This window comes from Duganella caerulea, assembly GCF_040362985.1.
Lineage (GTDB): Bacteria > Pseudomonadota > Gammaproteobacteria > Burkholderiales > Burkholderiaceae_D > Rugamonas > Rugamonas vulcania.
On the sequence record NZ_BPWJ01000008.1, the window covers coordinates 70,404 to 94,415 of the forward strand.

General features: G+C 63.7%; 24 protein-coding genes and 1 pseudogene. 15 read left to right on the plus strand and 10 right to left on the minus strand.

The features are described from left to right. Positions 1-8: 8 nt before the first annotated feature. Both ACUJB0_RS22710 and ACUJB0_RS22715 read left to right on the plus strand, forming a co-directional pair. Positions 9-977, plus strand: coding sequence for a YheT family hydrolase (locus ACUJB0_RS22710; RefSeq protein ID WP_444847202.1), 969 nt, complete (start codon positions 9-11; stop codon positions 975-977). Further along, entirely contained in the window at positions 970-1,554 is a 585-nt protein-coding gene (locus ACUJB0_RS22715; protein WP_444847203.1) for a DUF2946 family protein, read from the plus strand. The genes ACUJB0_RS22710 and ACUJB0_RS22715 overlap by 8 nt, the downstream gene beginning before the upstream one ends. Here ACUJB0_RS22715 and ACUJB0_RS22720 read toward each other — a convergent pair. Beyond that, on the minus strand, positions 1,529-3,166 hold the full coding sequence (locus ACUJB0_RS22720; protein ID WP_506737536.1) for a M48 family metallopeptidase: 1,638 nt from the start codon (positions 3,164-3,166) through the stop codon (positions 1,529-1,531). The two genes, ACUJB0_RS22715 and ACUJB0_RS22720, sit on opposite strands and share 26 nt — an antisense overlap. Positions 3,167-3,309: 143 nt before the next feature. On the opposite strand from ACUJB0_RS22720, the gene moaC reads away from it, so the two are divergent. Next, the gene (moaC, locus tag ACUJB0_RS22725) at positions 3,310-3,813 is read left to right on the plus strand and encodes a cyclic pyranopterin monophosphate synthase MoaC (RefSeq protein WP_161084034.1); all 504 of its coding nucleotides are present in this window, start codon (positions 3,310-3,312) and stop codon (positions 3,811-3,813) included. Between the two features lie 231 nt (positions 3,814-4,044). Here moaC and ACUJB0_RS22730 read toward each other — a convergent pair whose 3' ends face one another. Next, a complete protein-coding gene (locus ACUJB0_RS22730; RefSeq protein ID WP_444847204.1) occupies positions 4,045-4,947 on the minus strand; it encodes a toll/interleukin-1 receptor domain-containing protein in 903 nt (300 codons plus the stop codon). Positions 4,948-5,300: 353 nt separating this feature from the next. On the opposite strand from ACUJB0_RS22730, the pseudogene ACUJB0_RS22735 reads away from it, so the two are divergent. The 4 genes and pseudogenes from ACUJB0_RS22735 to ACUJB0_RS22750 form a co-directional block, all read left to right on the plus strand. Continuing rightward, a pseudogene (locus ACUJB0_RS22735) lies at positions 5,301-5,537 on the plus strand (STY0301 family protein); the annotation flags it as partial. A 265-nt stretch (positions 5,538-5,802) separates the two neighbouring features. After that, a complete protein-coding gene (locus tag ACUJB0_RS22740) occupies positions 5,803-5,997 on the plus strand; it encodes a hypothetical protein (RefSeq protein WP_444847205.1) in 195 nt (64 codons plus the stop codon). After that, on the plus strand, positions 5,988-6,431 hold the full coding sequence (locus tag ACUJB0_RS22745; RefSeq protein WP_444847206.1) for a PIN domain-containing protein: 444 nt from the start codon (positions 5,988-5,990) through the stop codon (positions 6,429-6,431). The genes ACUJB0_RS22740 and ACUJB0_RS22745 overlap by 10 nt, the downstream gene beginning before the upstream one ends. A 134-nt stretch (positions 6,432-6,565) precedes the next feature. Then, entirely contained in the window at positions 6,566-7,276 is a 711-nt protein-coding gene (locus ACUJB0_RS22750; protein ID WP_117013997.1) for a flagellar brake protein, read from the plus strand. 91 nt (positions 7,277-7,367) lie between these two features. Here ACUJB0_RS22750 and ACUJB0_RS22755 read toward each other — a convergent pair whose 3' ends face one another. The 7 genes from ACUJB0_RS22755 to recA all read right to left on the minus strand — a co-directional run bounded on the left by ACUJB0_RS22755 (position 7,368) and on the right by recA (position 13,288). After that, positions 7,368-7,835: a pilin gene (locus ACUJB0_RS22755; protein WP_161083976.1), complete on the minus strand. Its 468-nt coding sequence runs from the start codon at positions 7,833-7,835 to the stop codon at positions 7,368-7,370. Positions 7,836-8,029: 194 nt separating this feature from the next. After that, positions 8,030-8,605 carry an FHA domain-containing protein gene (locus ACUJB0_RS22760; protein WP_444847207.1) on the minus strand — a complete coding sequence of 192 codons (576 nt, stop codon included), beginning with the start codon at positions 8,603-8,605 and terminating at the stop codon, positions 8,030-8,032. A 71-nt stretch (positions 8,606-8,676) separates the two neighbouring features. Then, on the minus strand, positions 8,677-9,558 hold the full coding sequence (gene sucD, locus ACUJB0_RS22765) for a succinate--CoA ligase subunit alpha (protein WP_008452531.1): 882 nt from the start codon (positions 9,556-9,558) through the stop codon (positions 8,677-8,679). Between the two features lie 13 nt (positions 9,559-9,571). After that, positions 9,572-10,741: an ADP-forming succinate--CoA ligase subunit beta gene (gene sucC, locus ACUJB0_RS22770; RefSeq protein ID WP_444847208.1), complete on the minus strand. Its 1,170-nt coding sequence runs from the start codon at positions 10,739-10,741 to the stop codon at positions 9,572-9,574. A 77-nt stretch (positions 10,742-10,818) separates the two neighbouring features. Further along, positions 10,819-11,403, minus strand: coding sequence for a DUF2889 domain-containing protein (locus ACUJB0_RS22775; RefSeq protein WP_161088980.1), 585 nt, complete (start codon positions 11,401-11,403; stop codon positions 10,819-10,821). A 255-nt stretch (positions 11,404-11,658) separates the two neighbouring features. Continuing rightward, complete coding sequence (gene recX, locus ACUJB0_RS22780; RefSeq protein WP_444847209.1) at positions 11,659-12,111, minus strand: recombination regulator RecX; 453 nt, start codon at positions 12,109-12,111, stop codon at positions 11,659-11,661. A gap of 73 nt (positions 12,112-12,184) precedes the next feature. Then, positions 12,185-13,288: a recombinase RecA gene (recA, locus tag ACUJB0_RS22785; RefSeq protein ID WP_444847210.1), complete on the minus strand. Its 1,104-nt coding sequence runs from the start codon at positions 13,286-13,288 to the stop codon at positions 12,185-12,187. Between the two features lie 194 nt (positions 13,289-13,482). On the opposite strand from recA, the gene ACUJB0_RS22790 reads away from it, so the two are divergent. The 8 genes from ACUJB0_RS22790 (at position 13,483) to ACUJB0_RS22825 (ending at position 23,621) form a co-directional block, all read left to right on the plus strand. Continuing rightward, complete coding sequence (locus ACUJB0_RS22790) at positions 13,483-14,163, plus strand: response regulator (protein ID WP_161083981.1); 681 nt, start codon at positions 13,483-13,485, stop codon at positions 14,161-14,163. Beyond that, the gene (locus tag ACUJB0_RS22795) at positions 14,160-15,680 is read left to right on the plus strand and encodes a sensor histidine kinase (protein ID WP_444847211.1); all 1,521 of its coding nucleotides are present in this window, start codon (positions 14,160-14,162) and stop codon (positions 15,678-15,680) included. Before ACUJB0_RS22790 ends, ACUJB0_RS22795 begins: the two co-directional genes overlap by 4 nt. Next, entirely contained in the window at positions 15,673-15,939 is a 267-nt protein-coding gene (locus ACUJB0_RS22800) for a DUF4212 domain-containing protein (protein ID WP_444847212.1), read from the plus strand. The genes ACUJB0_RS22795 and ACUJB0_RS22800 overlap by 8 nt, the downstream gene beginning before the upstream one ends. Continuing rightward, on the plus strand, positions 15,936-17,990 hold the full coding sequence (locus ACUJB0_RS22805; RefSeq protein ID WP_444847213.1) for a sodium:solute symporter family protein: 2,055 nt from the start codon (positions 15,936-15,938) through the stop codon (positions 17,988-17,990). Before ACUJB0_RS22800 ends, ACUJB0_RS22805 begins: the two co-directional genes overlap by 4 nt. A gap of 72 nt (positions 17,991-18,062) precedes the next feature. After that, complete coding sequence (locus tag ACUJB0_RS22810; RefSeq protein ID WP_444847214.1) at positions 18,063-20,081, plus strand: alpha/beta hydrolase family protein; 2,019 nt, start codon at positions 18,063-18,065, stop codon at positions 20,079-20,081. Beyond that, positions 20,078-22,060 (plus strand): S9 family peptidase, encoded by a 1,983-nt coding sequence (locus ACUJB0_RS22815; RefSeq protein ID WP_444847215.1) that lies wholly within the window; start codon positions 20,078-20,080, stop codon positions 22,058-22,060. The genes ACUJB0_RS22810 and ACUJB0_RS22815 overlap by 4 nt, the downstream gene beginning before the upstream one ends. A gap of 52 nt (positions 22,061-22,112) precedes the next feature. Then, positions 22,113-23,327, plus strand: coding sequence for a 6-phosphofructokinase (locus ACUJB0_RS22820; RefSeq protein ID WP_444847216.1), 1,215 nt, complete (start codon positions 22,113-22,115; stop codon positions 23,325-23,327). 9 nt (positions 23,328-23,336) lie between these two features. Next, positions 23,337-23,621 carry a hypothetical protein gene (locus tag ACUJB0_RS22825; protein WP_444847217.1) on the plus strand — a complete coding sequence of 95 codons (285 nt, stop codon included), beginning with the start codon at positions 23,337-23,339 and terminating at the stop codon, positions 23,619-23,621. A gap of 30 nt (positions 23,622-23,651) precedes the next feature. On the opposite strand, the gene ACUJB0_RS22830 is transcribed toward ACUJB0_RS22825, so the two are convergent. Further along, entirely contained in the window at positions 23,652-23,948 is a 297-nt protein-coding gene (locus tag ACUJB0_RS22830; protein ID WP_444847218.1) for a HigA family addiction module antitoxin, read from the minus strand. Positions 23,949-24,012 lie beyond the last annotated feature (64 nt).

Here is a 24,012-nt window from a genome sequence, read left to right on the forward strand (position 1 = left end):
GTTTCGCCGTGAAGTACAGCGCGCCCATCTGGCTGCCCAGCGGCCACCTGCAAACCATCTACCCGGCCACCTGCCTCGCCAAGCAGGCGGTGCCGTTCCGGCGCGAGCGCTGGGACACGCCGGATGGCGACTTCATCGACGTCGATTTCGTCGACGGCCAGCCGGGCCAGCCCTTCGTGGTGCTGTTCCACGGCCTGGAAGGATCGTCGGACAGCCACTACGCGCGGGCGCTGATGGCCGACCTGGCCGCGCGCGGCTGGTCCGGCGCGGTGCCGCATTTCCGCGGCTGCTCCGGCGAGGCCAACCGCGCGCCGCGCTTCTACCACTCCGGCGACTCCGCCGAGATCGACTGGATCGTGCGCCGCCTGCACGCGCGCGGCAGCGGGAAGTTCTACACCACCGGCGTCTCGCTGGGCGGCAACGCGCTGCTGCGCTGGCTGGGCGAATCGCAGCACCAGGCCGACTTCGTCGACGCCGCCTGCGCGATATCGGCGCCGCTGGACCTGGCGCAGGGCGGCATCTCGCTGTCGAGCGGCCTCAACATGTTTTACACGCGCATGTTCCTGCAAACGCTCAAGCCCAAGTGCGAGGCCAAGCTTAAGCAGTTCCCCGGCCTGTACAACCTCGACGCGCTGCGCGCCGTGCGCGACCTGTACGCCTTCGACAACGTGGTGACGGCGCCGCTGCACGGCTACCGCAACACCGACGACTACTGGGACCGCGCCAGCGCCAAGCACGTGTTGAACGACATCACCGTGCCGACGCTGGTGCTCAACGCCCGCAACGATCCTTTCCTGCCCGGCCGCCACCTGCCGCAACGTGCGGCGTCGAACGTGATCCTGGATTATCCTGACGAAGGAGGCCACGCGGGCTTCGTCGCCCCCGGCCTGCCGGGCACGCGGCCGTGGCTGCCGCAGCGCCTGATCCACTTCCTGCAAGGCGCCACCCATCACGCACTGGCCGAACAACATGGATGACATCGTCAAGCAAGCACTGGCCAAGTGGCCCAACGTCCCCTACTGCTACGGCTGGCTGGGGCTGGACGCGCGCGGCAACTGGCGCATGCGCGACGAACGCGCCCAGCACCTGAACCTGCCCGGCGACAAGCTGAACCACGCGGCGCTGGTGGCCTTCATTGTCCGCAACTACGCGGCCGACGAGCGCGGCTGCTGGTATTTCCAGAACGGTCCGCAGCGCGTGTACGTGCGGCTGGAGGCCACGCCCTACATCGTGCGCACCGATCCGGCGCTGGGCTGGGTGCTGCACACGGGCGCGGCGTTGGGTCCGGTCGAGGAAGCGGTGCTGACGGAGACTGGCGCGCTGGTCTTGCGCAGCGGCGATGTGGTGGCGCAGCTGGACGACCGCGACTTCGCGCACGTGCTGCCGCGGCTGAAAATGAATGGCGCCGAAGTGGCCGATGATACGCTGCTGGGGTGGATCGAAGGCTCGATGTCCGGCGCGCTGACGCTGGACGGCGTGGCCGTGCAGCGCGTGGATGCCGCCGAACTGCCGGCGCGCTTCGGCTATGTCAGCGAGCCGTCCGCCCCTGCGTAGGGTCGGTGTTCTGGCGCAGGCGATCGAAGGGATTGGTCGACTGTGCACCTTCCGGGCCGCTGCGCAACTCCGCCTTGAACGCCGGGCGCACCTCGGCCTCGCGTAAATCCTTCTTGCCCTTGTCGCCCATCTCCTCGCGGCGGCGCGCCTGCAACTCGCGCTCGCGCGCGTCGATCACGGCCTGGTCGTAGAAGGAAGCATCGGGCGCCTTGCGCGCATAGTTCAGCTGGTCCAGCGCCGACAGCACGCCACCCTGCAGCACATACGATTCCGCCAGCGCGATATGCTGCAAGGCCAGCTTGCCCTGCTTGGAATACGCTTGCGCCAGCAGGTCGTAGGCGTCGGGATCCTCGCGGTACAGCTGCACCTGGTCACGCAGGTAGGCTGCCGCCTCCTCCAGCTTGCCGGCCGCGATCAACGCCTCGCCATACTGATGCGCGATGCCGCGCGACAGCGGGAACTGCAGGTGCGCAGCTTCCGCCTCGGCCAGGCCCTTGGCGATCATGGCCTTGTTGTCCGGCTGCGCCAGCTTGATTTCTATCGACGTGCTGACGAAGATCGAATCCGGCGCGGGCCGCGCGGCCACGCCGAAGGTGCCGGCCGCGAGCGGCTTGTCAAAGGTCGCACGCGCCTTGTCGAGCCAGACCTGGGCCTGGGCGGTATCGCCTTTTTTCAGCGACAGGAAGGCCATGCCGTACTGGCCGGCCGTGACCTGCTGGCGGTTCTCCTGCTGCATCTGGGTTTCAAAAAATGTCTTCGCCTCGGCCAGCCCGGCCGTGCTCGGGTCTTGCAGCACGCGCGCGCGCGAACGCACCAGATAGAAGTCCAGGCTGTCCTGGCGCTGCTTGTACGGCTGCTCGCGGATGCGCGCCTGGATGTCGGCGATGCGCTCGGTGGTCAGCGGGTGACTCTGCAGATAGGCCGGCACCAGGTCGCTGTAGTTGCGGGTGGCCGCCTGCATGCGCTGGAAGAAGGCCACCATGCCCGAGGTATCGAAGCCAGCCGCGCCCATGATCTGGAAGCCGATGCGGTCGGCCTCGCGTTCGGCGTCGCGGCCGAAATTGAGTTGGCGCTGGATCGCCAGGCCCTGCCCGGCCGAGAACACGCCGATGGCCGCGTCGCCGCCGGCCTTGGAGGCCAGCGCAGCAAGGATCATGGCCGCCAGCGGAATCAGCGCATCCTGCTTCTGCTGGCCGATGGAGCGGGCGATGTGGCGCTGCGCCACGTGGCCGATCTCGTGGCCCAGCACCGAGGCCAGCTCGGACTCGGACTGCGCCGCCAGCAGCAGCGCCGAGTGCACGGCGATGAAGCCGCCCGGCAGCGCGAAGGCGTTCAGTTGCGGATCGCGCACGGCGAAGAAGTAGTAATCGAAATTGGCCTCGCCGCGCGCGCCGGGACGGGCCGCCACCAGCGCATTGCCGAAGTTGTTCAGGTATTCGAGGATGGGGCCGTCGTCGAGGAAATCGTGGTCGCGGCGGATATCGCGCATGATTTCCTCGCCCAGCTTGCGCTCCATCAGCGGCGACAGGTCCTGGCGTTCGGTATCGCCGAGCGCGGGCAGGTTCGGGATCCTGGCGGGCGCCAGCACGTCCTGGGCCATGGCCAGCGGCATGGCGATCAACAGCGCGGCGGCGACTACGCGCAGGCGCAGGGAGCGGGGGGATCGTTTTGCATTCACGGTGATATGATACCCGCAACTTGGGCGCCGACGCACGGCGCCCGCCAATGAATTATTTTGTTACGTTCGCCGACACCATGACCACCGAAAACACCGCCCCTGCCGACCAACTGACCCACTTCGACGGCTCCGGCCAGGCCCACATGGTCGACGTCGGCGCCAAGACCGAGACCCACCGCATCGCCGTGGCCAGCGGCACCATCCGCATGAAGCCGGAAACGCTGGCCATCATCACCGGCGGCACGGCCAAGAAGGGCGACGTGCTGGGCATCGCGCGCATCGCCGCCATCATGGCCTCCAAGCGCACCAGCGACCTGGTGCCCCTGTGCCACCCGCTGGCGCTGACCCGCGTGGCGGTGGATTTCGAGACGGATGAGGCTAATTCCAGCGTGCACTGCCGGGCCCAGGTCGAAACCTACGGCAAGACCGGCGTGGAAATGGAAGCGCTGACCGCCGTGCAAGTCGGCCTGCTGACCGTGTACGACATGTGCAAGGCCGTCGACCGGGGCATGGTGATGACCGATATCCGGGTGATGGAGAAGCATGGCGGCAAGTCGGGTGACTGGAGCGTGACGAGTTAAGTGACTGGCCGGTACAAGAGCCGTGCCAAGACGCTGGACCCCGTTCAGACACGGTGGATCGAGAACTAAAAGACCATCGCCGCTACAGCGGAACACTTCGACATCTGCCCTGCGACCGTGAAGCGTTACTTCACAGCGCAGCAGCGGGGAGAGAGATATTTGCCGCAGCCTGTAGCGGTTATTACGCCCCTCACTACCCTGTTCAACAACTCGGTGGGCCTCCGGTATTTTTTATTCTTTTGTTTCATCGGTTTCGGAGGTCGCCGGGGAGGGATTCAGCTTTACCGCGCTTACCAGCAACGCGGCCAGTTGCTTTACACCCATTGATGAGTTCAACCCCAATTTATCTGCCAAACTAGGGCTGTAGTCATACACCTGTTTCTTGGTGACGTTATGCCACACAGGAAGGATCACGTTCGCCTCTTCGATGATTTCACGAGTGAACACGGAATTGAACTCAGTCTTCCCCCAACCATTGTTTGTCAAAAAGTGCGGTGAAAGCACAACGATGCACTTGCGTGTTTCCTTCAGCCCCCGTTCGATGTTGGCCCGCAGGCTGTCGCCTACACGCAACGAGTATTCGTCGTACCAAACTGGGCAGAGTTGCCCACTCATTTCCAACGCTAGTTCACGCACCAACGTGTCCTTGTCGCGGGAATCATGAGAAATGAATGCGAGTGGTTTTTCCAAGTCTGATCGCGCCTTTGCGTAATTTTTATCATACACAACAACATGGAAGCCGCGTTCAGCACCCATGGCCGTAATCGCCTGCCGGTCTTCAACCGTAAGGTTTTCGTCTATATACAAGAATACCCGTTGAGTGAAGACCAAAGTCCTAGAGCTCATGGACTCCGAATACCCCGCAAACGACGCCTGCACCTCTACAGGATCACCTTCCGAGGTCAGGATGCAGTCCCGTGTTTCCTTGGCTGACAAGATGGCGTTAATGTAAGCAACAATGTTACAGCCCTCTGGAATAAAGAACGCGAAGTACTTGGCATTTGCATCATAGTCCTGCGCAATCTTCACGCGCACAGTCGGCAAGATATTATTTTGTGCATTACTCATCGTCCAATTAGTATCCAGAGCCATGACCGTGATGTTGGTATCAAAATACTCGCGTAACGTCGCCATACATGCCCATTCTTTTTTGAGTAATGTCCACTGCAATCATAGCATTCCGATGATCATCCACACCATCGCCTGTCGGAGATTATACTGGACGTTTATACAGTCATACGGAAGTCCATCGTGAAGGTCCGGCGACATTTGGGTTGGCGATCAATGGAAGGGTAAAGAAAGCATTACAGTTAGACTGATACGGATTCCACCACCGCGTAAACAACGTAACCTTAGATAGATCATTTATGCGTCCCAGCGATAATGCACTGGAGTTTTCAACCATGGGACGATGAAGATCCCACACATCCGGGCATTAGTCTCCACCTTGCTGTCCATCTAGGCAGCGCTCACGGACCGGAGCAACGCACGTAAACTGCCCTGAACTACTGCATCCCGAAGCTGCTCGAGCTAACCGCCCACCAGCGGGATGGAAGCTCTGCATGCCACAGGAGGTCTACCTCAGCGGAGGTGGCATGGTTCGAGGCCCAGCAGATCAGTCCGACTACATGGTTCCAGCCGGCAGCAAACGGACCAAATCTGGAAAATTATCCACCCAGACCGATCACTGGACGTTTCATGCTCCGAAAGGCGATCCGATGTGACTCTACTGTGGCTACCGCGGCGGTCGCACCCCAATTCAGATTCTCAAACAAGTCGCGGATGACACAACGGAATACACAATTCACAAATGATCATGTGCAAGGGCAAACGTTCGTCTGTAAATAACTCCGCACAATTGGAGTGTCTCGAGCTAAGCAATCAAATTTCGGGGTGAGGTAGATCCAGATCAAACAATTGTGCGCAGCTGCGCCAGTGAGCCTACACCGGCCTATAATTTCCCTTTCGAAGCCCACTCTGGAGGTTGAAATGCAGTATCTACCAGAAGAGCAAGTTCAAAAGCCGGCCGTGCCGGATGAAAAGGCGGTGCAGCTCGATATTGCAGCCAAGCTTGAAGCGCGCAAAAAAGCTATCGCTGCTGCTTTCGGCATATTGAAGGGCAAGGATGTATTCCCCGAGGACGGGCTGGAGTATCAGCTAGAGGTCCGGGCAGAATGGGATTAGCCCTTTTCGACAGTAATATCCTAATCGACGCGCTGAACGGCATCCAACAAGCGGTAACCGAAATTGCTTATTTTGACGACATAGGCATCAGCGCCATCACTTGGATGGAAGTCATATCGAAACCTATTGCCAAAGCTGGTTGGGGAAAAATTACGCCTCAAGAAATGCAAACGATCCGCGATTTCCTGGCAACATTTACGGTCATCCACACCAGCGATGCCATCATGGCCGAGGCGGCCAGAGTACGCGCAAGCAGCTTGATCAACCCACCCAAGATTCGTCTTCCCGACGCCATCATCCAAGCTACGGCCAATGTGACGGGGCGCTTGCTTGTTACCCGCAACAAGAAGGACTTCAGGGGCAGCAACCACCGCGTCCCTTACGAACTCCAAAATGCAACGGTTTTCAACGTTGCCCCGCCGCCAGCAACCTAGTCTGCCACCGATTAGCAACCCGCGCTATTGTCTGATTGTTACCTTTGATTGGCGCGTATATAATCAATGTCACAGAAGTAATTTTTGACGTAGGCCTCACCGTACCCGCCTCGCGCATACGAGAAAGAATTTGAATGAGCAGCAACCCTCCACCGAGCGAAGCCAAGACTCAGGAATACGAATTCGAGCAGATGAACCTGCAGGTAGGCGGCAGGATTCAGTTCATTACTCACCGTACCATCAAGCCGATCCAGCACTTCTCCACGCTGATCGGCTGGATGAAGGACGAGTATATGATCGTCAAGGTACCCTTCGAGAACGGCGCGCCGATCGCCCTCAACGATGGCGACAAGCTGACCATCCGCGTGTTTTCCGGCGTGAATGTGTGCTCGTTCTCTTGCGTGGTGCAGCGGGTTTTCCCGCGTCCGTTGTTTTATGTCCACTTGTCTTTCCCGGTATCCATCCAGGGCACCAGCCTGCGCGCGGCGATGCGGGTCAAGGTCGATATCCCGGCCCAGGTCACCTCGCCCATCGGCACCACCTCGGTGTTCCTGGTGAACCTGAGCGTGTCCGGCGCGCTGATCGAGTCGTCCAAGAAGCTGTCGGACGACGAGACCCAGGTCGGCCTGTCGTTCTACCTGATCGCCCAGCCCGGCAACCGCCAGGTGCGGATCAATCCGAATGCGACCATCCGCAACATCAACGTGGTCAAGCCCGCCGCCGGCGACAAGCCCGAGGTGTTCACCTACGGCGTGCAGTTCATCGATCTGGATCCAGTCCACTACACGATGCTGCAAAACCTGACCTACGAGGCGCTGATCGCCGACCGCCAGAAAATCGTCTGATCCGCGCGCCACGGACGAAAAAAAAACCGCCTGCACTGAACGCGATCTTGACGCGTCCAGGCAGGCGGTTTTTTACGCCGCCACTACTTCATTAAGGCGTAGCGTTATTTTTGGTCAACGCTGCAATTGCTACAGGGTTGGTGGCGGTGGTGGTCACGGTCCAGTTCACGTTAGCTGCGCCGGCGGCGATGTTTGGAGTGAAGATGGCGGTCTTGCCGTCGATGTCTTTGCCGACATTGGTGGCGAAGGTTTCGGTGATGATGCCGTCCTTGACGGTGGCGGTGGCCACTTCCTTAGTCGGGGTAAAGGTCGGCACGCCTTTGGCGCCAGAGTCGCAGCCGGTCAGGTCGCCGCCACCTTCCTGGGCGCACAGCGCCACGGCGGTCTTGATCGAGTCGACCGCGCCCTGGGCGTTGGCCATTTTGGCTTTGATGGTGTAGTCGCTGTACGCAGGAATCGCAACGGCGGCCAGGATGCCGATAATGGCAACCACGATCATCAGTTCGATCAGGGTGAAGCCAGCCTGGGCTTGTTTCTTCATCATTTTCATGGATTTCATTTTCGACTCCTGGGTGTGTTGAACTACAAAATTGGGTGGGACACTGAGCTAAGTGCAATTGGTGTGCCACCCCATTTTTGCCCCCGAAACCGTCGAAACCTGCCAAAAACTGTCGCTTTTGGCTATCCGGACTGCCGTTTTTTGTCACTCGCCGCGCCGCAATTTGTCAGCCGGCGGCGTCCTGACAATTATTGTCAGGCGATGCGGAAGGCCATTTGCGTTCCGCCAAGCTCGATCACGTCGCCATGATTCAGGCGTTGCGCCTGCTTGCCGAGCGGGCTGCCGTTGACCAGCGGCGGCTGCGCGCCTTCCTGATGGGTGATGGTGTAGGCGTCCGGATGGCGGTGGATCACCACCACCTGCCCGCCGGCGCGGCCGAGCGTGGTCTGCGGCTTGGTCAGCGCCATTTGTTTGCCGGCATTGTTGCCATTTAATACTTCGATTTGCGCCAGCAGCGGTGCCGCCGCCATCATCGGCCGCACGCCGTCGGCGATGAACTCGATCTGGAACTTGGCCATTTTGATCACATCCCGGTGTTGCAGGAAATGCTTGCCGATGCGGTGGCCGTTGACGAAGGTGCCGTTGGTGCTGTGCAGGTCTTCCAGGAAGGAGTCGTCCAGGATGGTGACGATGACGCCGTGGTCGCCGCTGACGGCGGGATGCGTCAGCACGATGTCGTTGCGCGGGTGACGGCCGATGGTCATCCGCTCTTTGCTTAGTTGTACTTGTTGTTCGACTTGCCCATCCCGCGAGATGATGATCTTCGCCAATCTGGTCTCCAAGACAAAAAAAGGGGAGCGCTGGGCTCCCCTTCATTATTCCACAATCAAGCCGGCTGTTATTACAGCATGGCTTTCAGCAGACGCGCCATTTCGGACGGGTTCTTGGTGACGGTGATGCCGCAAGCTTCCATGATTTCCAGTTTGGCTTGTGCGGTGTCAGCGCCGCCGGAGATCAGCGCGCCGGCGTGGCCCATGCGCTTGCCCGGAGGAGCGGTCACACCGGCGATGAAGCCGACGACCGGTTTTTTCATGTTGTCTTTGATCCAGTAAGCCGCGTTGGCTTCGTCAGGACCACCGATTTCGCCGATCATGATGACCGCGTCGGTATCAGGATCGTCGTTGAACATCTTCATGACGTCGATGTGCTTCAGACCGTTGATCGGGTCGCCGCCGATGCCGACTGCCGACGATTGGCCCAGGCCCAGTGCGGTCAGCTGGCCGACTGCTTCATAGGTCAGGGTACCGGAACGCGAAACCACGCCGATACGGCCCTTCTTGTGGATGTGGCCTGGCATGATGCCGATCTTGATTTCGTCAGGGGTGATCAGGCCTGGGCAGTTAGGGCCCAGCAGCAGGGTCTTGGAACCTGCTTTGGCCATGCGGTCCTTCAGGGCCATCATGTCGCGGACAGGGATGCCTTCGGTGATGCAGATGGCCAGATCCATTTCAGCTTCGACAGCTTCCCAGATCGCGGCGGCCGCGCCTGCTGGCGGGACGTAGATCACGGACACGTTGGCGCCGGTTTCTTTTTTCGCTTCGGTGACGTTAGCGAAAATAGGGATGCCTTCGAAATCTTCGCCGGCTTTCTTCGGGTTCACGCCTGCGACGAAGGCAGCTTTGCCGTTCGCGTAGTCGCGGCAACCGCGGGTGTGGAATTGACCGGTCTTGCCGGTAATACCTTGGGTAACGACTTTGGTATCTTTATTGATCAGAATGGACATGTTGATTCCTTAATTAAGCTTGACCGGCAGCGGCGGCGACTACGCTCTTCGCTGCATCTTCCATGGTGTCGGCTGCGATGATAGGCAGACCGGAATCGGCCAGCATCTTCTTGCCCAGGTCTTCGTTGGTGCCCTTCATGCGGACCACCAGCGGCACGTTCAGCGACACGGCTTTGACCGCGGTGATCACGCCTTCGGCGATCACGTCGCAGCGCATGATGCCGCCGAAGATGTTGACCAGGATGGCTTTCAGGCCTGGGTTTTTCAGCATGATCTTGAAGGCTTCGGTTACTTTCTCAGCCGTGGCGCCGCCGCCGACGTCCAGGAAGTTGGCTGGCTCGCCGCCGAACAGCTTGATGGTGTCCATGGTGGCCATGGCCAGGCCGGCGCCGTTCACCAGGCAGCCGATGTTGCCGTCCAGGGAGATGTAGGCCAGGTCGAATTTCGATGCTTCGACTTCAGCTGGATCTTCTTCGTCCAGGTCGCGGTAAGCCAGGATTTCTGGCTGACGGAACAGCGAGTTGGCGTCGAAGTTGAACTTGGCGTCCAGTGCGATGACCTTGCCCGAACCGGTCAGGATCAGCGGGTTGATTTCGGCCAGCGACGAGTCGGTTTCCCAGTAGGCTTTGTACAGGCCCTTCAGGTTGGTGACTGCGTCTGGAATCGAAGCTTCCGGCACGCCGATCTTGGCGGCGATGCCGGCCGCTTCAGCGTCGGTCAGGCCGACCGATGGGTCGATGGCGATCGAGTGGATCAGTTCTGGGTGGGACTCGGCAACTTCTTCGATGTCCATGCCGCCTTCGGAGGAAGCCATCAGCACGACGCGCTGCGATACGCGGTCGGTAACCATCGACACGTACAGTTCCTTCTTGATGTCCGCGCCTTCTTCGATCAGCAGGCGGCGTACTTTCTGGCCTTCAGGGCCGGTCTGGTGCGTGACCAGCTGCATGCCCATGATTTGCTCGGCGTATTCCTTGACTTGTTCCAGCGACTTGGCGACTTTCACGCCGCCGCCTTTACCACGGCCACCGGCGTGGATCTGTGCTTTCACAACCCAGACCGGGCCGCCCAAGGTTTCAGCAGCTTTGACTGCTTCTTCAACGGACATGCACGGAATACCGCGCGGAACCGTCACTCCGTATTTTCGGAGGATTTCTTTGCCTTGATACTCATGGATTTTCATGCTGGCTTCCCTTCTGATGCTGATGTGTAAAAATCGGTTGATACTGCGAAATGTGTGAAACTGGTAAGCAGGGATTGCTACGCGCCACCTGGTGCTGCTTTGGCCACCCAGCGCGGGTAAAACTGCGCCACTGCCCCACCGTCGGTGCGCAGGGCATGGCATTTGTCGAGTTGAAACGGCTTGTGGCGCGGCACGCCTTGGTCTTCGGTAGCCGCGTCGTTGGTCGACCAGACATCGTTGGCGAACGCCTGCACCGCGGCCGTGGGCAGGATCTGCGCCAGTTCGGTCAGGTGGGTGCAGCCGGCGGTGCCGGCCAGGCGTTGCTTGAGCTCGTGGCGGAAACCCTTCATCAGGTTCAGGCCGACGAGCTGTTGTTTGTAATCGGGGGCGATGGTGTCGCAGTAACCGGGATACGGCACGGCATCGGATGCGGCTTCGGCATCGACGATGGTCAGTTGCAGATCGACGGTCAAACGCAGGTGCAGGTCGTGCAGGGGCGTGCCGGCAGCGCGCGGGCCGGAGGCCAGCATGGTGTCGATGACTTTGATGTCGGTGATATGGGCGTCAAGATCCCACAGGCCGTCATCGCGCGCGTACGCTTGGACGGCAATTGCACGCGTGTGCCGCAGCGCACGTCGGGTAACTGGGGTTGACAGGGACATAAGACCGATGCCGCTCTCGCGACAGAAATTTAGTAAGCAGCCATGTGCTGAATCGCACGTGTCCGCAGCTTCTACGGACAACTACCGCACCTGCGGCGCTGCAAAAACCCCAAAAGTGTAGCACATCAAGACCGTCAGTTGCGTCAGAACATATCTTTTGGACGGAAATATGGGCGGTTTGAGAGTTTTATTACAAGAAATTCATAGGTCTTATTTCAGTCATGGAAACATTCCATGGTGCGGCGCGGCAGCGGCTCAATCGTCTTCCGGCGCGCCCTTGAGCGCGGTCTGCACGGCGCGCTGGGAAAATCCACGCTGCAGCAGGAAGCGCATCTGCTTGTTGCGTTCCTGCGGATCGGCCGCCACGGTGCCGAACTTGCGGCTCCACACTTCGACGCAGCGTTCGGTCTCGCCCTCGGCCAGGCCGGCCTTGAGTTCCTGCAGTTCCTCGCCCTTGATGCCATGGCTTTGCAGCTCGGCGACGATGCGGCTGTTGCCGAAGCGGGCCGAGCGGCGATGGATCAGCGCCTCCGAGAAGCGCTCCTGCGACAGCCAGTTGTTCTTTTCCAGCAGGTCGAGCAGGGCTTCGACGTCGTCGCCCTCCTCCGCGTAGCGCGCCAGCTTGCGGCCCAGCTCCATGCGGCTGTGCTCGCGCATCGACAAGAAGCGCAGCGCGCGTGCCTTCAGGCTGAGTTGCGGTGCTGCCATAAAATCCTCCGCACAATGAGAAAACCACCGGCTGAATCAACAGCGCGGTGGTTCGGGATGAAGCGGACGCGGCTTACGCGGCGTCGGCCTTGTCGCCCTTGTCCGCCTTGTCGACGGATTTCAGCTTGACCACGGTGTTGTCGGTGGCCAGCGGCGGCAGTGCGCGCACGCCCAGCGATTCGCGGACCTTGTTTTCGATTTCCCACGCCAGCTCAGGACGCTCCTGCAGGAAGATGCGGGCGTTGTCCTTGCCCTGGCCGACGCGCTCGCCGTTGTAGCTGTACCACGAACCGGACTTCTCGACGATCTTCGCTTCCACGCCCAGATCAAGAATCTCGCCCTCGCGCGAGGTGCCGGCGCCGTACAGGATGTCGAAGTGCGCTTCCTTGAACGGCGGCGCGATCTTGTTCTTGACGACCTTGACCTTGGTCTCGTTGCCGATCACCTCGTCGCCCGATTTGATCGAGCCGGTGCGGCGGATGTCCAGGCGCACGGAGGCGTAGAACTTCAGCGCGTTGCCGCCGGTGGTGGTTTCCGGGCTGCCGAACATGACGCCGATCTTCATGCGGATCTGGTTGATGAAGATGACCAGGGTGTTGGTGCGGTTGATCGAACCGGTCAGCTTGCGCAGCGCCTGGGACATCAGGCGGGCTTGCAGGCCCGGCAGCGAATCGCCCATGTCGCCCTCGATCTCGGCACGCGGCGTCAGCGCCGCGACGGAGTCGACCACGACCATGTCCACCGAACCGGAGCGCACCAGCGCGTCGCAGATTTCCAACGCCTGTTCGCCGGTGTCCGGCTGCGAGATCAGCAGCTCGTGCAGGTTGACGCCCAGCTTCTGCGCATAGCCCACGTCCAGCGCGTGCTCGGCGTCGATGAAGGCGCAGGTGCCGCCCAGTTTTTGCATTTCCGCGATGGTTTGCAGGGTCAGCGTGGTTTTACCGGACGATTCAGGACCGTAGATTTCCACCACGCGGCCGCGCGGCAGGCCGCCGACGCCCAGGGCGATGTCCAGGCCCAGCGAGCCGGTCGACACCACCTGCACGTCCTCGATCGGCGCGTTGGCGTCCATGCGCATTACGGAGCCTTTGCCGAATTGCTTTTCAATCTGGGCCAGCGCGGCAGCGAGCGCCTTAGCCTTTTCAGATGCAGGTACAACAGCTTTTTTATCGTCCATAATGTTCTTTCAACCAGTAAGTGGGTGCAAATTCTGGGTGCAAATTCGCTGAATTCGTCGGTACAGGCAGCACTGTATAAAAAAACAGTGCTTAATGCAAGCACGATTTTTAAACAATTTTGAGATAGCACAAAAACTCGCCACCCTGCGCGAAATGCAACACAATACAAGCTTCTGCAGCCGGAGTGTTTTACATGCGTATTTTACTTGCCGAGGATGACAGCGTACTGGCCGACGGCCTGACCCGCTCGCTACGCCAGTCCGGCTACGCCATCGATTGCGTCGGTAACGGCCAGGAGGCCGACACCGCCCTCTCGACCCAGGAATTCGACCTGCTGATCCTCGACCTGGGCCTGCCCAAGCTGTCCGGGCTGGAGGTGCTGCGCCGCCTGCGCGCGCGGTCCTCGCTGCTGCCGGTGCTGATCCTGACCGCGGCCGATTCGATCGAGCAGCGCGTCAACGGCCTCGACCTGGGCGCCGACGACTACATGGCCAAGCCCTTCGCACTGTCCGAGCTGGAGGCGCGGGTGCGCGCGCTGACCCGGCGCGGCGCCGGCGGCGGCGCCACCGTGGTCAAGCATGGCCCGCTGAGCTACGACCAGGTCGGCCGCAGCGCCTACATCAACGACCAGATGCTGGACCTGTCGGCGCGCGAGCTGGGCCTGCTGGAAATCCTGCTGGCGCGCAGCGGCCGGCTGGTGTCCAAGGAACAGCTGGTCGACCACCTGTGCGAGTGGGGCGAGGAAGTGAGCAACAACGCCATCGAGGTCTATGTGCACCGGCTGCGCAAGAAGATCGAGGTGGGCGGCATCCGCATCGCCACCGTGCGCGGACTGGGCTACTGCCTGGAGAAATTCTCGGACGCCGCCAAGTGACGCCGCCGGCCTCGCCACCGCAGCAGGATCTGGAGTACCAGCCGCCGGCGGCCGAGGCGGACGACGAGATCCAGCATTCGCTGTTCGGCGAGATCCTGGACTGGATGCTGGCGCCGCTGCTGTTGCTGTGGCCGATGAGCATCGCGATCACCTACCTGGTGGCCAAGTCCATCGCCAACCAGCCGTTCGACCACGCGCTGGAGGACAGCGTGACCGTGCTGGCCCAGCAGGTGCGCGCGGTGGACGGCAAGGTCATCAAGGGCCTGTCCGGCCCGGCGCGCGACATCCTGCGCGCCGACGACGTCGACAGCGTCTACTTCCAGATCCAGGGCCCGCACGGCGAGCACGTGGACGGCGACCGCGACCTGCCGCCGCCGGTTATCGACGAGGACGACAAGCCGCGCAGCAGCGTGCGCTTCCGCAACGACACCATGCACGGCACGCCGGTGCGCGTGGCCTACGCCTACGTGCGGCTGGAGCGCGACGCGGTCGACGATCCGCAGCTGGCGCTGGTGCAGGTGGCCGAGACGCTGGAGAAGCGCGGCCAGCTGGCCAACGCCATCATCAAGGGCGTGATCCTGCCGCAGTTCATCATCCTGCCCATCGTGCTGGCCCTGGTGTGGTTCGCGCTGGCGCGCGGGCTGTCGCCGCTGGCGCAGCTGCAGGAGCGCATCCGCGCGCGCAGTTCGGACGACCTCAGCCCCATCGCCTCCAACCAGGTGCCGGAGGAGATCTCGCCGCTGGTCACCTCGCTCAACGACATGCTGGCGCGGCTGTCGCTGTCGATCGAGATGCAGAAGCGCTTCATCGCCGACGCCGCGCACCAGATGCGCACGCCGCTGGCGGGCATGCGCATGCAATCCGAGCTGGCGCTGCGCCAGACCGACCGCGGCGAAATCCACCGCTCGCTGGAGCAGCTGGCCAAGAGCTCGGAGGCCGCCACCCGCCTGGTCAACCAGCTGCTGGCCCTGGCCCGCGCCGAGAACCAGCCGCAGGCCGGCACCGCCATGCTGCCGCTGGAATTGTCCGAGCTGGCGCGCAGCGCGGTGCAGGACTGGGTGCCGGCCTCGTTCGCGCAGCGCATCGACCTGGGCTACGAGGCGCCGGCCGAGCCGGTGCACATCGTCGGCAACCCGACCATGCTGCGCGAGCTGCTGTCCAACCTGATCGACAACGCGCTGCGCTACACGCCGGCCGGCGGCAGCGTCACCGTGCGCGTGCGCGGCGACGACGAGCACGGCTTCCTGGAAGTCGAGGACACCGGCCCCGGCATCGCCCAAGCCGAGCGCGGGCGGGTGTTCGAGCGCTTCTACCGCATCCTCGGCAACAAGGCCGAGGGCAGCGGACTGGGCCTGGCCATCGTGCGCGAGATCGCCCAGCAGCACGGCGCCGAGGTCGACATCTACAACAACCCGCGCGCGCAGCAATCGAAGCTGCCGGGCGCCCTGTTCCGGCTGACCTTCCCGTTGCCGCCGCGTCCGCAGGAACCGGAAAGCGAGCCGCCGTACTATGGATAAGACCGTGATCCGCGTCCGTCACTGGGAGCACACGCGCCGCCTGACCGCGATCCTGCTGCTGGCCTGGCTGGCGACCGGCTTCTGCGCCGCCTTCTTCGCCCGCGAGCTGGCCGGCCTGAGCGTGTTCGGCTGGCCGCTGTCGTTCTACCTGGCGGCGCAGGGCGCGTCGCTGGTCTACCTGGCCATCCTGGCGGTGTACGCCTGGCGCATGCGCAAGCTGGACCGGGCAGCGGCAGAGGCAACGGAGCCGCGCGCATGAAGGCCTCCCGCACCTTCTTCCAGCGCCTGCGCAGCTACTACCTGCTGTTCACGGGCGGCTTCGCCTGCTTCCTGGTGGCGCTGTCGGTGCTGGAGCAGGAAGGCATGTCGCGCACCTGGATCGGCTACCTGTTCATGTTCGCCACCATCGTGCTGTACGCGTCGATCGGCGTGCTCAGCCGCACCTCCAACGTGCTTGAATACTACGTGGCCGGACGGCGCGTGCCGGCCATGTTCAACGGCATGGCCACCGCCGCCGACTGGATCTCCGCCGCCAGCTTCATCAGCCTGGCCGGCGGCCTGTACCTGCACGGCTTTGACGGCCTGGCCTACATCATGGGCTGGACCGGCGGCTACTGCCTGGTGGCGCTGCTGATCGCGCCCTACCTGCGCAAGTTCAGCCAGTACACCATCCCCGACTTCCTGGCCGCCCGCTACGGCGACGGCGACGGCGAGGGACGCGGCGGGCGCGCGGTGCGCATCCTGGCGGTCTGCGCCACCATCATCGTCTCCTTCACCTACGTGGTGGCGCAGATCTACGCGGTGGGGCTGATCGCCTCGCGCTTCACCGGCGTCGACTTCTCGGTCGGCATCTTCCTCGGCCTGGCCAGCATTTTGGTGTGCTCCTTCCTGGGCGGCATGCGCGCCATCACCTGGACCCAGGTGGCGCAGTACATCATCATCCTGGTGGCCTTCCTGATGCCGGCCATCTGGCTGTCGGGCAAACACACCGACAACCCGATCCCGCAACTGGCCTACGGCAAGCTGCTGCCCAAGCTGAGCGCGCGCGAAAACGTGCTGCAGAACGATCCGAAGGAGGCCGAGGTGCGCGCCATCTTCCGCCAGCGCGCCGACGAGCTCGACGCCCGCCTGCGCGCGCTGCCGGCCGCATGGGAGGCGGGCCGCATCGAGCTCCAGCGCAAGCTCGACCGCGTCAAGCTGCGCAACGCCTCGCTGCTGGAGATCCGCAACGCCGAGCGGGCGCTGATCGCCTATCCGAAAAACGCCGACGAGGCCGCGCGCAGCTGGAGCGAGGCGCGCGACCAGAACCTGGCGCGCGCCGAGCCGATCACGCCGCACGCCACGCCCTACCCCGGCGACGCCGAGACCTCGGACATCAAGCGCAACAACTTCCTGGCGCTGGTGTTCTGCCTGATGCTGGGCACGGCAGCGCTGCCGCACATCCTGATGCGCGCCTACACCACGCCGTCGGTGCACGACACCCGCGTGTCGGTGTTCTGGACGCTGTTCTTCATCCTGCTGATCTACCTGACCATTCCGGCGCTGGCGGTGCTGGTCAAGTACGACATCTACAGCGCGCTGGTCGGCAGCGACTACGCGCACCTGCCCAACTGGGTGTCGTACTGGGCCAATGTGGACAAGGCCAATCCACTGTTCAGCATCAGCGACATCAACCACGACGGCGTGGTGCAGCTGGCCGAGATCACCATCGACGCCGACGTGCTGGTGCTGGCCACGCCGGAGATCGCCGGCCTGCCGTACGTGGTGTCCGGCCTGGTGGCGGCGGGCGGCCTGGCCGCCGCGCTGTCGACCGCCGACGGCCTGCTGCTGGCGATCTCCAACGCGCTGTCGCACGACGTGTACTACAAGATCGTCGACCGCGGCGCCTCGACCCAGAAGCGGGTGACCATCTCCAAGCTGCTGCTGCTGGGCGTGGCCTTCATCGCCGCCTACGCCGCCTCGCAGAAGCCCGGCGACATCCTGTCGCTGGTGGGCGCGGCGTTCTCGCTGGCGGCGTCGGCGCTGTTCCCGGCGCTGGTGCTGGCCGTGTTCTGGAAGCGCGCCAACTACCAAGGCGCGCTGGCCGGCATGACGACCGGCTTCGCGGTCTGCCTGTACTACATGCTGCACACCAGCCCCACGCTGGGCGGCGGCGTGGCCGGGCAATGGTTCCACATCGCGCCCATCTCGGCCGGCATCTTCGGCGTGCCGGCCGGCCTGCTGACGATGGTCGCGGTCAGCCTGCTGACGCCGCCGCCCGAGCGCCAGACCGGCGCGCTGGTCGACTACATCCGGGCGCCGGAACTTTAAGATACATCGCCGTTATGGCGGATTTGATAACTTGGTGCTATTGTGCCGGCACCGTCCATTTCAAATTCGCCCATGAACCTGCGCTCCCTCTTGCTGCTGGCCTTCGCCGCCAGCCAGGCTTTCCACACCGTCCTGGCCGCCGACGCGCCGCCGCCCCGCCCATCGGTCGAAGACTTCTTCGGCAATCCGGCATTCAACGGGGCGCAGCTCTCGCCCAGCGGCAAATTCCTGGCCGTCAAGGTCGGCTCCAAGGACAAGCGCGACCGCCTGGCCGTGGTGGAACTGGGGCCGAACACGGTCAACGTGGTGGGCAACTTCAGCGACGCCGACATCGGCCGCTTCCAGTGGATCAGCGATGAGCGGCTGGCCTTCACCGCCGCCGACCACCAGCTGGCCCAGGGCGACCAGCGCTACGCGCCCGGCCTGTACGCGATCAACCGCGACGGCAGCAACTTCCGCCAGCTGGCCATGCGCAACGGCCAGCCCTTCATCAGCGCCGGCTCGGGCAGCTCGCTGACGCGCGAGCTGCTGCCGTGGCACACCTATATGCTGGACCAGCCCGGCGCCCAGGACTCGGAATACATGTACGTGCTCAACATGAGCATCAGCGGCCCCGGCCAGGTGGACCGTGTCGACCTGCAGCGCATTAACACCTTGACCGGGCGCGTGGCGATCACCGTCCCCCGTCCCGGCGACAGCATGAGCTGGCTGCTCGACAACAAGGGCGAGCCGCGCCTGACGGAAACAGTGAAGGAACGCACCAACGAGGTCTGGTACCGCGATCCTGCCACCAATGCATGGCGCAAGCTGACCGGCTTCGACAGCTACACCGGCGGTAAGAACGCCTTCACGCCGCTGGCGTTCGGGCCGGACGGCATGCTGTACGTGATCACGAACAAGCACAGCGACCTGATGGCGATCCACAGCTACAACCTGGCCACCAACACCATCTCCGAGGAGCCCATCGTCAAGCTGGACGGCTACGACTTCCGCGGCCGCCTGATCATGGAGCGCGACCGGATCCTCGGCGTGCGCTACCAGACCGACGCCGCCGGCACGGTATGGTTCGACCCGGCCATGAAGGCGATGCAGGACAAGATCGACACCATGCTGCCCAACACCATCAACCTGCTGACACCGCCGACCCGGCCGCAGGCGCCGTGGGTGCTGGTGCGCGCGTTCAGCGACGTGTGGCCGTCGCGCAGCTTCCTGTACAACCGCGACACCCAGCAGCTGTCCGCCGTCGGCTCGAGCTATCCAGGCATCAATCCGACGCAGATGGCGCACAAGGTCATGGTGCACTACAAGGCACGCGACGGCCTCGACATCCCGGCCTGGCTGACCGTGCCGCAGGGCGGCGGCAAGAACCTGCCGATGGTGGTGCTGGTGCACGGCGGCCCGTATGTCCGCGGCGGCGACCTGGAGTGGGAACCGGAGGCGCAGTTCCTGGCCTCGCGCGGCTACGCGGTGCTGGAGCCCGAATACCGCGGCAGCACCGGCTTCGGCCAGCGCCACTACCGCGCCGGCTGGAAGCAATGGGGCCTGAAGATGCAGGACGATATCGCCGACGGCGCGCGCTGGGCCATCGCCCGCGGCACGGCCGACGCCAAGCGCATCTGCATCGCCGGCGCCAGCTACGGCGGCTACGCCACGCTGATGGGACTGGTCAACGATACGGACCTGTACAAGTGCGGCATCGACTGGGCCGGCGTCACCGACATCAACCTGATGCATGACGGCCACTGGGCCTATGTGTCGGACTTTTCGGACGGCTGGAAGCAGTACGGCATCCCGGAGCTGGTGGGCGACCCGGTCAAGGATGCCGAGCAGCTGAAGGCCACGTCGCCGCTGCTGCAGGCGGCGCGCATCAAGCAGCCGCTGCTGCTGGCCTACGGCGGCGCCGACGAGCGCGTGCCGCTGCCGCACGGCACCAAGTTCTACAAGGCGGTCAAGCAGACCAACCCCGACGTCGAGTGGATCGAGTACCCGGACGAGGGCCACGGCTGGGCGCTGCCCAAGACCCGCTTCGACTTCTGGACCCGGGTCGAGAAATTCCTCGACAAGCACATCGGCGCGGGAGCGGCGCGATGAGGCCCGTCCGCACGCTGCTGCTGGCCGCGCTCGCGCTGGGGTCCGCCTGCCACGCGCAGGCCGCGCCGCCACCCGTGGGCAGCTTCTTCGCCAACCCCGCGTTCAACGGCGCCATGCTCTCGCCCAACGGCCGCTACCTGGCCGCCTTCATCGGCGCCGGCGACAAGCGCGACGGCCTGGCCGTGGTCGACCTGAACGACCTGAGCGCCCACATGGTGGCGCAGTTCAACGACACCGACATCGGCCAGGCGCACTGGGTCAACAACGAGCGCCTGCTGTTCAGCACGGTCGACAAGAGCGTCGGCCGGCGTGACGTGCGCTTCGGCCCCGGCCTGTACGTGGTCGAGCGCGACGGCAAGCGCTTCCGCCAGCTGGCCAAGCGCAACAACCCGTTCTTCCAGAACGGCGACGGCGGCCGCGAGCTGCTGCCGTGGCACACCTTCATGCTGGACCAGCCCGGCGCGCAGGACGGCGACGAGGTCTACGTCACCGACGCCGACATCCGCGGCGCCGGCATCCTGGCCGCGTCCGACCTGCTGCGGCTGAACACGCGCACCGGCCTCACCCACGCGGTCGAGCATCCGGGCGTGGCGCGCGGCTGGCTGCTGGACCAGCACGGCCAGCCGCGCCTGGTCGAGACGCTGGATGGCGATACCGAGGCCATCCACTACCTGGACCCGGCCACCAGCCAGTGGCGCACGCTGGCCAGCTTCAACGCCTACACCGGCGGCGCCGGCGGTTTCGATCCGCTGGCCTTCGGCCCGGACGGCACGCTGTACGTGACCGCCCGCGCCGGCCACGACCGCAGCGCGCTGTACCGCTACGACCTGGTCCACAACAAGCTGTCCGAGCAGCCGATCGTGACGCTGGACGGCTTCGACTTCCGCGGCCACCTGATCGTCAGCAACGACCGTCTTCTGGGCGTGCGGGTGCATGGCGACGCCGAGGGCACGGTCTGGTTCGACGCCGGCATGAAGGCGCTGCAAAAGACGGTGGACGCCATCCTGCCCGGCACCATCAACCTGATCACTCCGGCCAGGCGGCCGGAGACGACGTGGATGCTGGTGCAATCGTATTCGGACAAGCAGCCGCTGCGCACGCTGGTGTTCAACACCGAGACCAAACGCATGAGCGAGGTCGGCAACCTGGCGCCGCTGATCAAGCCGGCCGAGATGGGCAGCCGCGAGCTGGTGCACTACACCGCGCGCGACGGCCTCGACATCCCCGCCTGGCTGACCCTGCCGCCGGGCGGGCACGACAAGAACCTGCCGATGGTGGTGCTGGTGCACGGCGGCCCCTTCATGCGCGGCGGCAGCTGGAACTGGAACGCCGACGCCCAATTCCTGGCCACGCGCGGCTACGCGGTGCTGGAGCCGGAGTTCCGCGGCAGCGTGGGCTTCGGCGAAGCGCACTTCCGCGCCGGCTGGAAGCAATGGGGGCTGAAGATGCAGGACGATATCGCCGACGGCACGCGCTGGGCCATCGCCCAGGGCACGGCCGACGCCAGGCGCGTCTGCATCGCCGGCGCCAGCTACGGCGGCTACGCCACGCTGATGGGCCTGATCAACGATCCGGAGCTGTACCAGTGCGGCATTGACTGGGTGGGCGTGACCGACATCGACCTGCTGTACGACAGCGGCTGGCGCTACGCCTCCGACCTGCCGCAGGGCTGGAAGCAGTACGGCATGCCGGCGCTGATCGGCGACCGGGTCAAGGACGCGGCACAGTTGCAGGCCACCTCGCCGCTGCGGCAGGCGGCGCGCGTGACGCAGCCGCTGCTGCTGGCCTACGGCGGCGCCGACGTGCGGGTGCCGCTCAACCACGGGCTGAAGTTCTACGACGCGGTCAAGGCCGGCAATCCGCACGTCGAGTGGATCGAATACCCGGAGGAAGGCCACGGCTGGGCGCTGCCGAAGAACCGCATCGACTTCTGGACCAGGGTGGAGAAATTCCTCGACAAGAATATCGGCGCGCGCTGAAAGTCGCGCTATAGTTGCGGCAGGCCTGTTCAACGTCTACGGAGGAGCGCGCATGTCGTCGGGAAAAATTCTGGTCGCACAGGGAGGCGGTCCGACCGCCGTCATCAACCAGTCGCTGGCGGGCGTGGTGCTGGAGGCGCGCCGCTTCCGCGACGTCACCCGCGTCTACGGCGCGCTGCACGGCGTGCGCGGCATCATCAACGAGGACCTGGTCGACCTGACCCGCGAGACCAGCCACAACCTGGAGCTGGTGGCGGCCACGCCGTCGTCGGCGCTGGGCTCGACGCGCGACAAGCCGGACCTGGCCTATTGCGCGGAAATCTTCAAGGTCCTGCGCGCGCACGAGATCGAGCAGTTCTACTACATCGGCGGCAACGATTCGTCCGACACGGTGCGCATCGTCAGCGAGCAGGCGCAGCAGGCCGGCTATCCGCTGCGCAGCATCCACATCCCCAAGACCATCGACAACGACTTGGTCGGCAACGACCACACGCCGGGCTTCCCATCGGCGGCGCGCTTTGTCGCGCAGGCGTTTGCCGGCGCCAACCTGGACAACGCCTCGCTGCCCGGCGTGTACGTGGGCGTGGTGATGGGCCGCCACGCCGGCTTCCTCACGGCCGCCTCGGCGCTGGGCAAGAAGTTCCCGGACGACGGCCCGCACCTGATCTACCTGCCCGAGCGGGTGTTCTCGCTGGAGCAATTCCTGGCCGACGTCAAGGCCACGTACGCGCGCTACGGCCGCTGCGTGATCGCCGTGTCCGAGGGCATCCACGACGCCTCGGGCGAGCCGATCGCCAGCCTGCTGGCCAAGGAGGTCGAGCGCGACGCGCACGGCAACGTGCAGCTGTCGGGCACGGGCGCGCTGGCCGACCTGCTGTGCGACGAGATCAAGGCCAAGCTGGGTATCAAGCGCGTGCGCGGCGACACCTTCGGCTATTTGCAACGGTCCTTCATCGGCTGCGTGTCGGACGTGGACCAGCGCGAGGCTCGCGAGGTCGGCGAAAAAGCAGTACAGTTCGCCATGTGGGGCGGGCGCGACGGCTCGGTGGCGATCAAGCGCACCGGCTTTTACTCGGTCGACTACGAGCTGATGGCGCTGGCCGACGTGGCCGGCAAGACGCGGGTGATGGAGGACGAGTTCATCAGCGCCAGCGGCACCGACGTGACCGACGCGTTCAGGCTGTACCTGCGGCCGTTGCTGGGTTCCGGCATGCCCGACGCCTTCCGCCTGCGGCCGTCGCCGGTGGAAAAAATTCTGAAAAAATAGGAGATGAAGATGAGCATATTCCCACGCAGCCTGGTGCTGGCCATGCTGGCAGGTGCAGCACTGAGCGCCGCCGCGCAGAACGCCAACCAGCCACCGCCGCCGCAGCACGACGGCAAGCGCGGCCCGCCGCAGGAAGCGATCGACGCCTGCAAGGGCAAGGCCGAAGGCGTCAAGGTCACCTTCAAGGGCCGGCGTGGCGAGGACGTCAAAGGCGTCTGCAAGAAGATGCGTGAAGGCGTGGTGGCCGTACCAGAAGGCGGCATGCCGCCGCCACCGCCGGACCAGCGCAAGTAGGCGAGGCGAAAATTAACTGAGCCCAACCGCTCAGGCAGCGTCTGCCCGTGCAGAAAAAACGAAAGGTCGAACCGTAGCGGTATCGACCTTTTTTCTTGCCTGCATCACGTCATGCGCGGCCTGCATATCCATCCATGACATCGCGGATCGATCGAACACCAGTTCCAGCCGTATCGCCATGTCCGCCGTTAAGGCGATGTCTTCAGCAAGCAAGCCTTCCACGACCTGCAGTGACACCCCCAGCCGGGCGGCCAACTCTTCGGGACTAATTTTGTAGGGTTCGACATAGGACAGAAAAAGATATTCGCCGGGGTGCATAGTCATCATGTTCGCCTCCAATACCAATCGGATCCTGATTTTTCATGGTACATCTACAAACAGCGTGCAGCCT

Bases quoted from the DNA above. Each gene is read 5' to 3' on its own strand.
- ACUJB0_RS22715 (WP_444847203.1), top strand. From the start codon at position 970: ATGGATGACATCGTCAAGCAAGCACTGGCCAAGTGGCCCAACGTCCCC.
- ACUJB0_RS22720 (WP_506737536.1), bottom strand. From the start codon at position 3,166: ATGCCGCTGGCCATGGCCCAGGACGTGCTGGCGCCCGCCAGGATCCCG.
- moaC (WP_161084034.1), top strand. From the start codon at position 3,310: ATGACCACCGAAAACACCGCCCCTGCCGACCAACTGACCCACTTCGAC.
- ACUJB0_RS22730 (WP_444847204.1), bottom strand. From the start codon at position 4,947: ATGGCGACGTTACGCGAGTATTTTGATACCAACATCACGGTCATGGCT.
- ACUJB0_RS22740 (WP_444847205.1), top strand. From the start codon at position 5,803: ATGCAGTATCTACCAGAAGAGCAAGTTCAAAAGCCGGCCGTGCCGGAT.
- ACUJB0_RS22745 (WP_444847206.1), top strand. From the start codon at position 5,988: ATGGGATTAGCCCTTTTCGACAGTAATATCCTAATCGACGCGCTGAAC.
- ACUJB0_RS22750 (WP_117013997.1), top strand. From the start codon at position 6,566: ATGAGCAGCAACCCTCCACCGAGCGAAGCCAAGACTCAGGAATACGAA.
- ACUJB0_RS22755 (WP_161083976.1), bottom strand. From the start codon at position 7,835: ATGAAATCCATGAAAATGATGAAGAAACAAGCCCAGGCTGGCTTCACC.
- sucD (WP_008452531.1), bottom strand. From the start codon at position 9,558: ATGTCCATTCTGATCAATAAAGATACCAAAGTCGTTACCCAAGGTATT.
- sucC (WP_444847208.1), bottom strand. From the start codon at position 10,741: ATGAAAATCCATGAGTATCAAGGCAAAGAAATCCTCCGAAAATACGGA.
- ACUJB0_RS22775 (WP_161088980.1), bottom strand. From the start codon at position 11,403: ATGTCCCTGTCAACCCCAGTTACCCGACGTGCGCTGCGGCACACGCGT.
- recX (WP_444847209.1), bottom strand. From the start codon at position 12,111: ATGGCAGCACCGCAACTCAGCCTGAAGGCACGCGCGCTGCGCTTCTTG.
- recA (WP_444847210.1), bottom strand. From the start codon at position 13,288: ATGGACGATAAAAAAGCTGTTGTACCTGCATCTGAAAAGGCTAAGGCG.
- ACUJB0_RS22790 (WP_161083981.1), top strand. From the start codon at position 13,483: ATGCGTATTTTACTTGCCGAGGATGACAGCGTACTGGCCGACGGCCTG.
- ACUJB0_RS22800 (WP_444847212.1), top strand. From the start codon at position 15,673: ATGGATAAGACCGTGATCCGCGTCCGTCACTGGGAGCACACGCGCCGC.
- ACUJB0_RS22805 (WP_444847213.1), top strand. From the start codon at position 15,936: ATGAAGGCCTCCCGCACCTTCTTCCAGCGCCTGCGCAGCTACTACCTG.
- ACUJB0_RS22810 (WP_444847214.1), top strand. From the start codon at position 18,063: ATGAACCTGCGCTCCCTCTTGCTGCTGGCCTTCGCCGCCAGCCAGGCT.
- ACUJB0_RS22815 (WP_444847215.1), top strand. From the start codon at position 20,078: ATGAGGCCCGTCCGCACGCTGCTGCTGGCCGCGCTCGCGCTGGGGTCC.
- ACUJB0_RS22820 (WP_444847216.1), top strand. From the start codon at position 22,113: ATGTCGTCGGGAAAAATTCTGGTCGCACAGGGAGGCGGTCCGACCGCC.
- ACUJB0_RS22825 (WP_444847217.1), top strand. From the start codon at position 23,337: ATGAGCATATTCCCACGCAGCCTGGTGCTGGCCATGCTGGCAGGTGCA.
- ACUJB0_RS22830 (WP_444847218.1), bottom strand. From the start codon at position 23,948: ATGATGACTATGCACCCCGGCGAATATCTTTTTCTGTCCTATGTCGAA.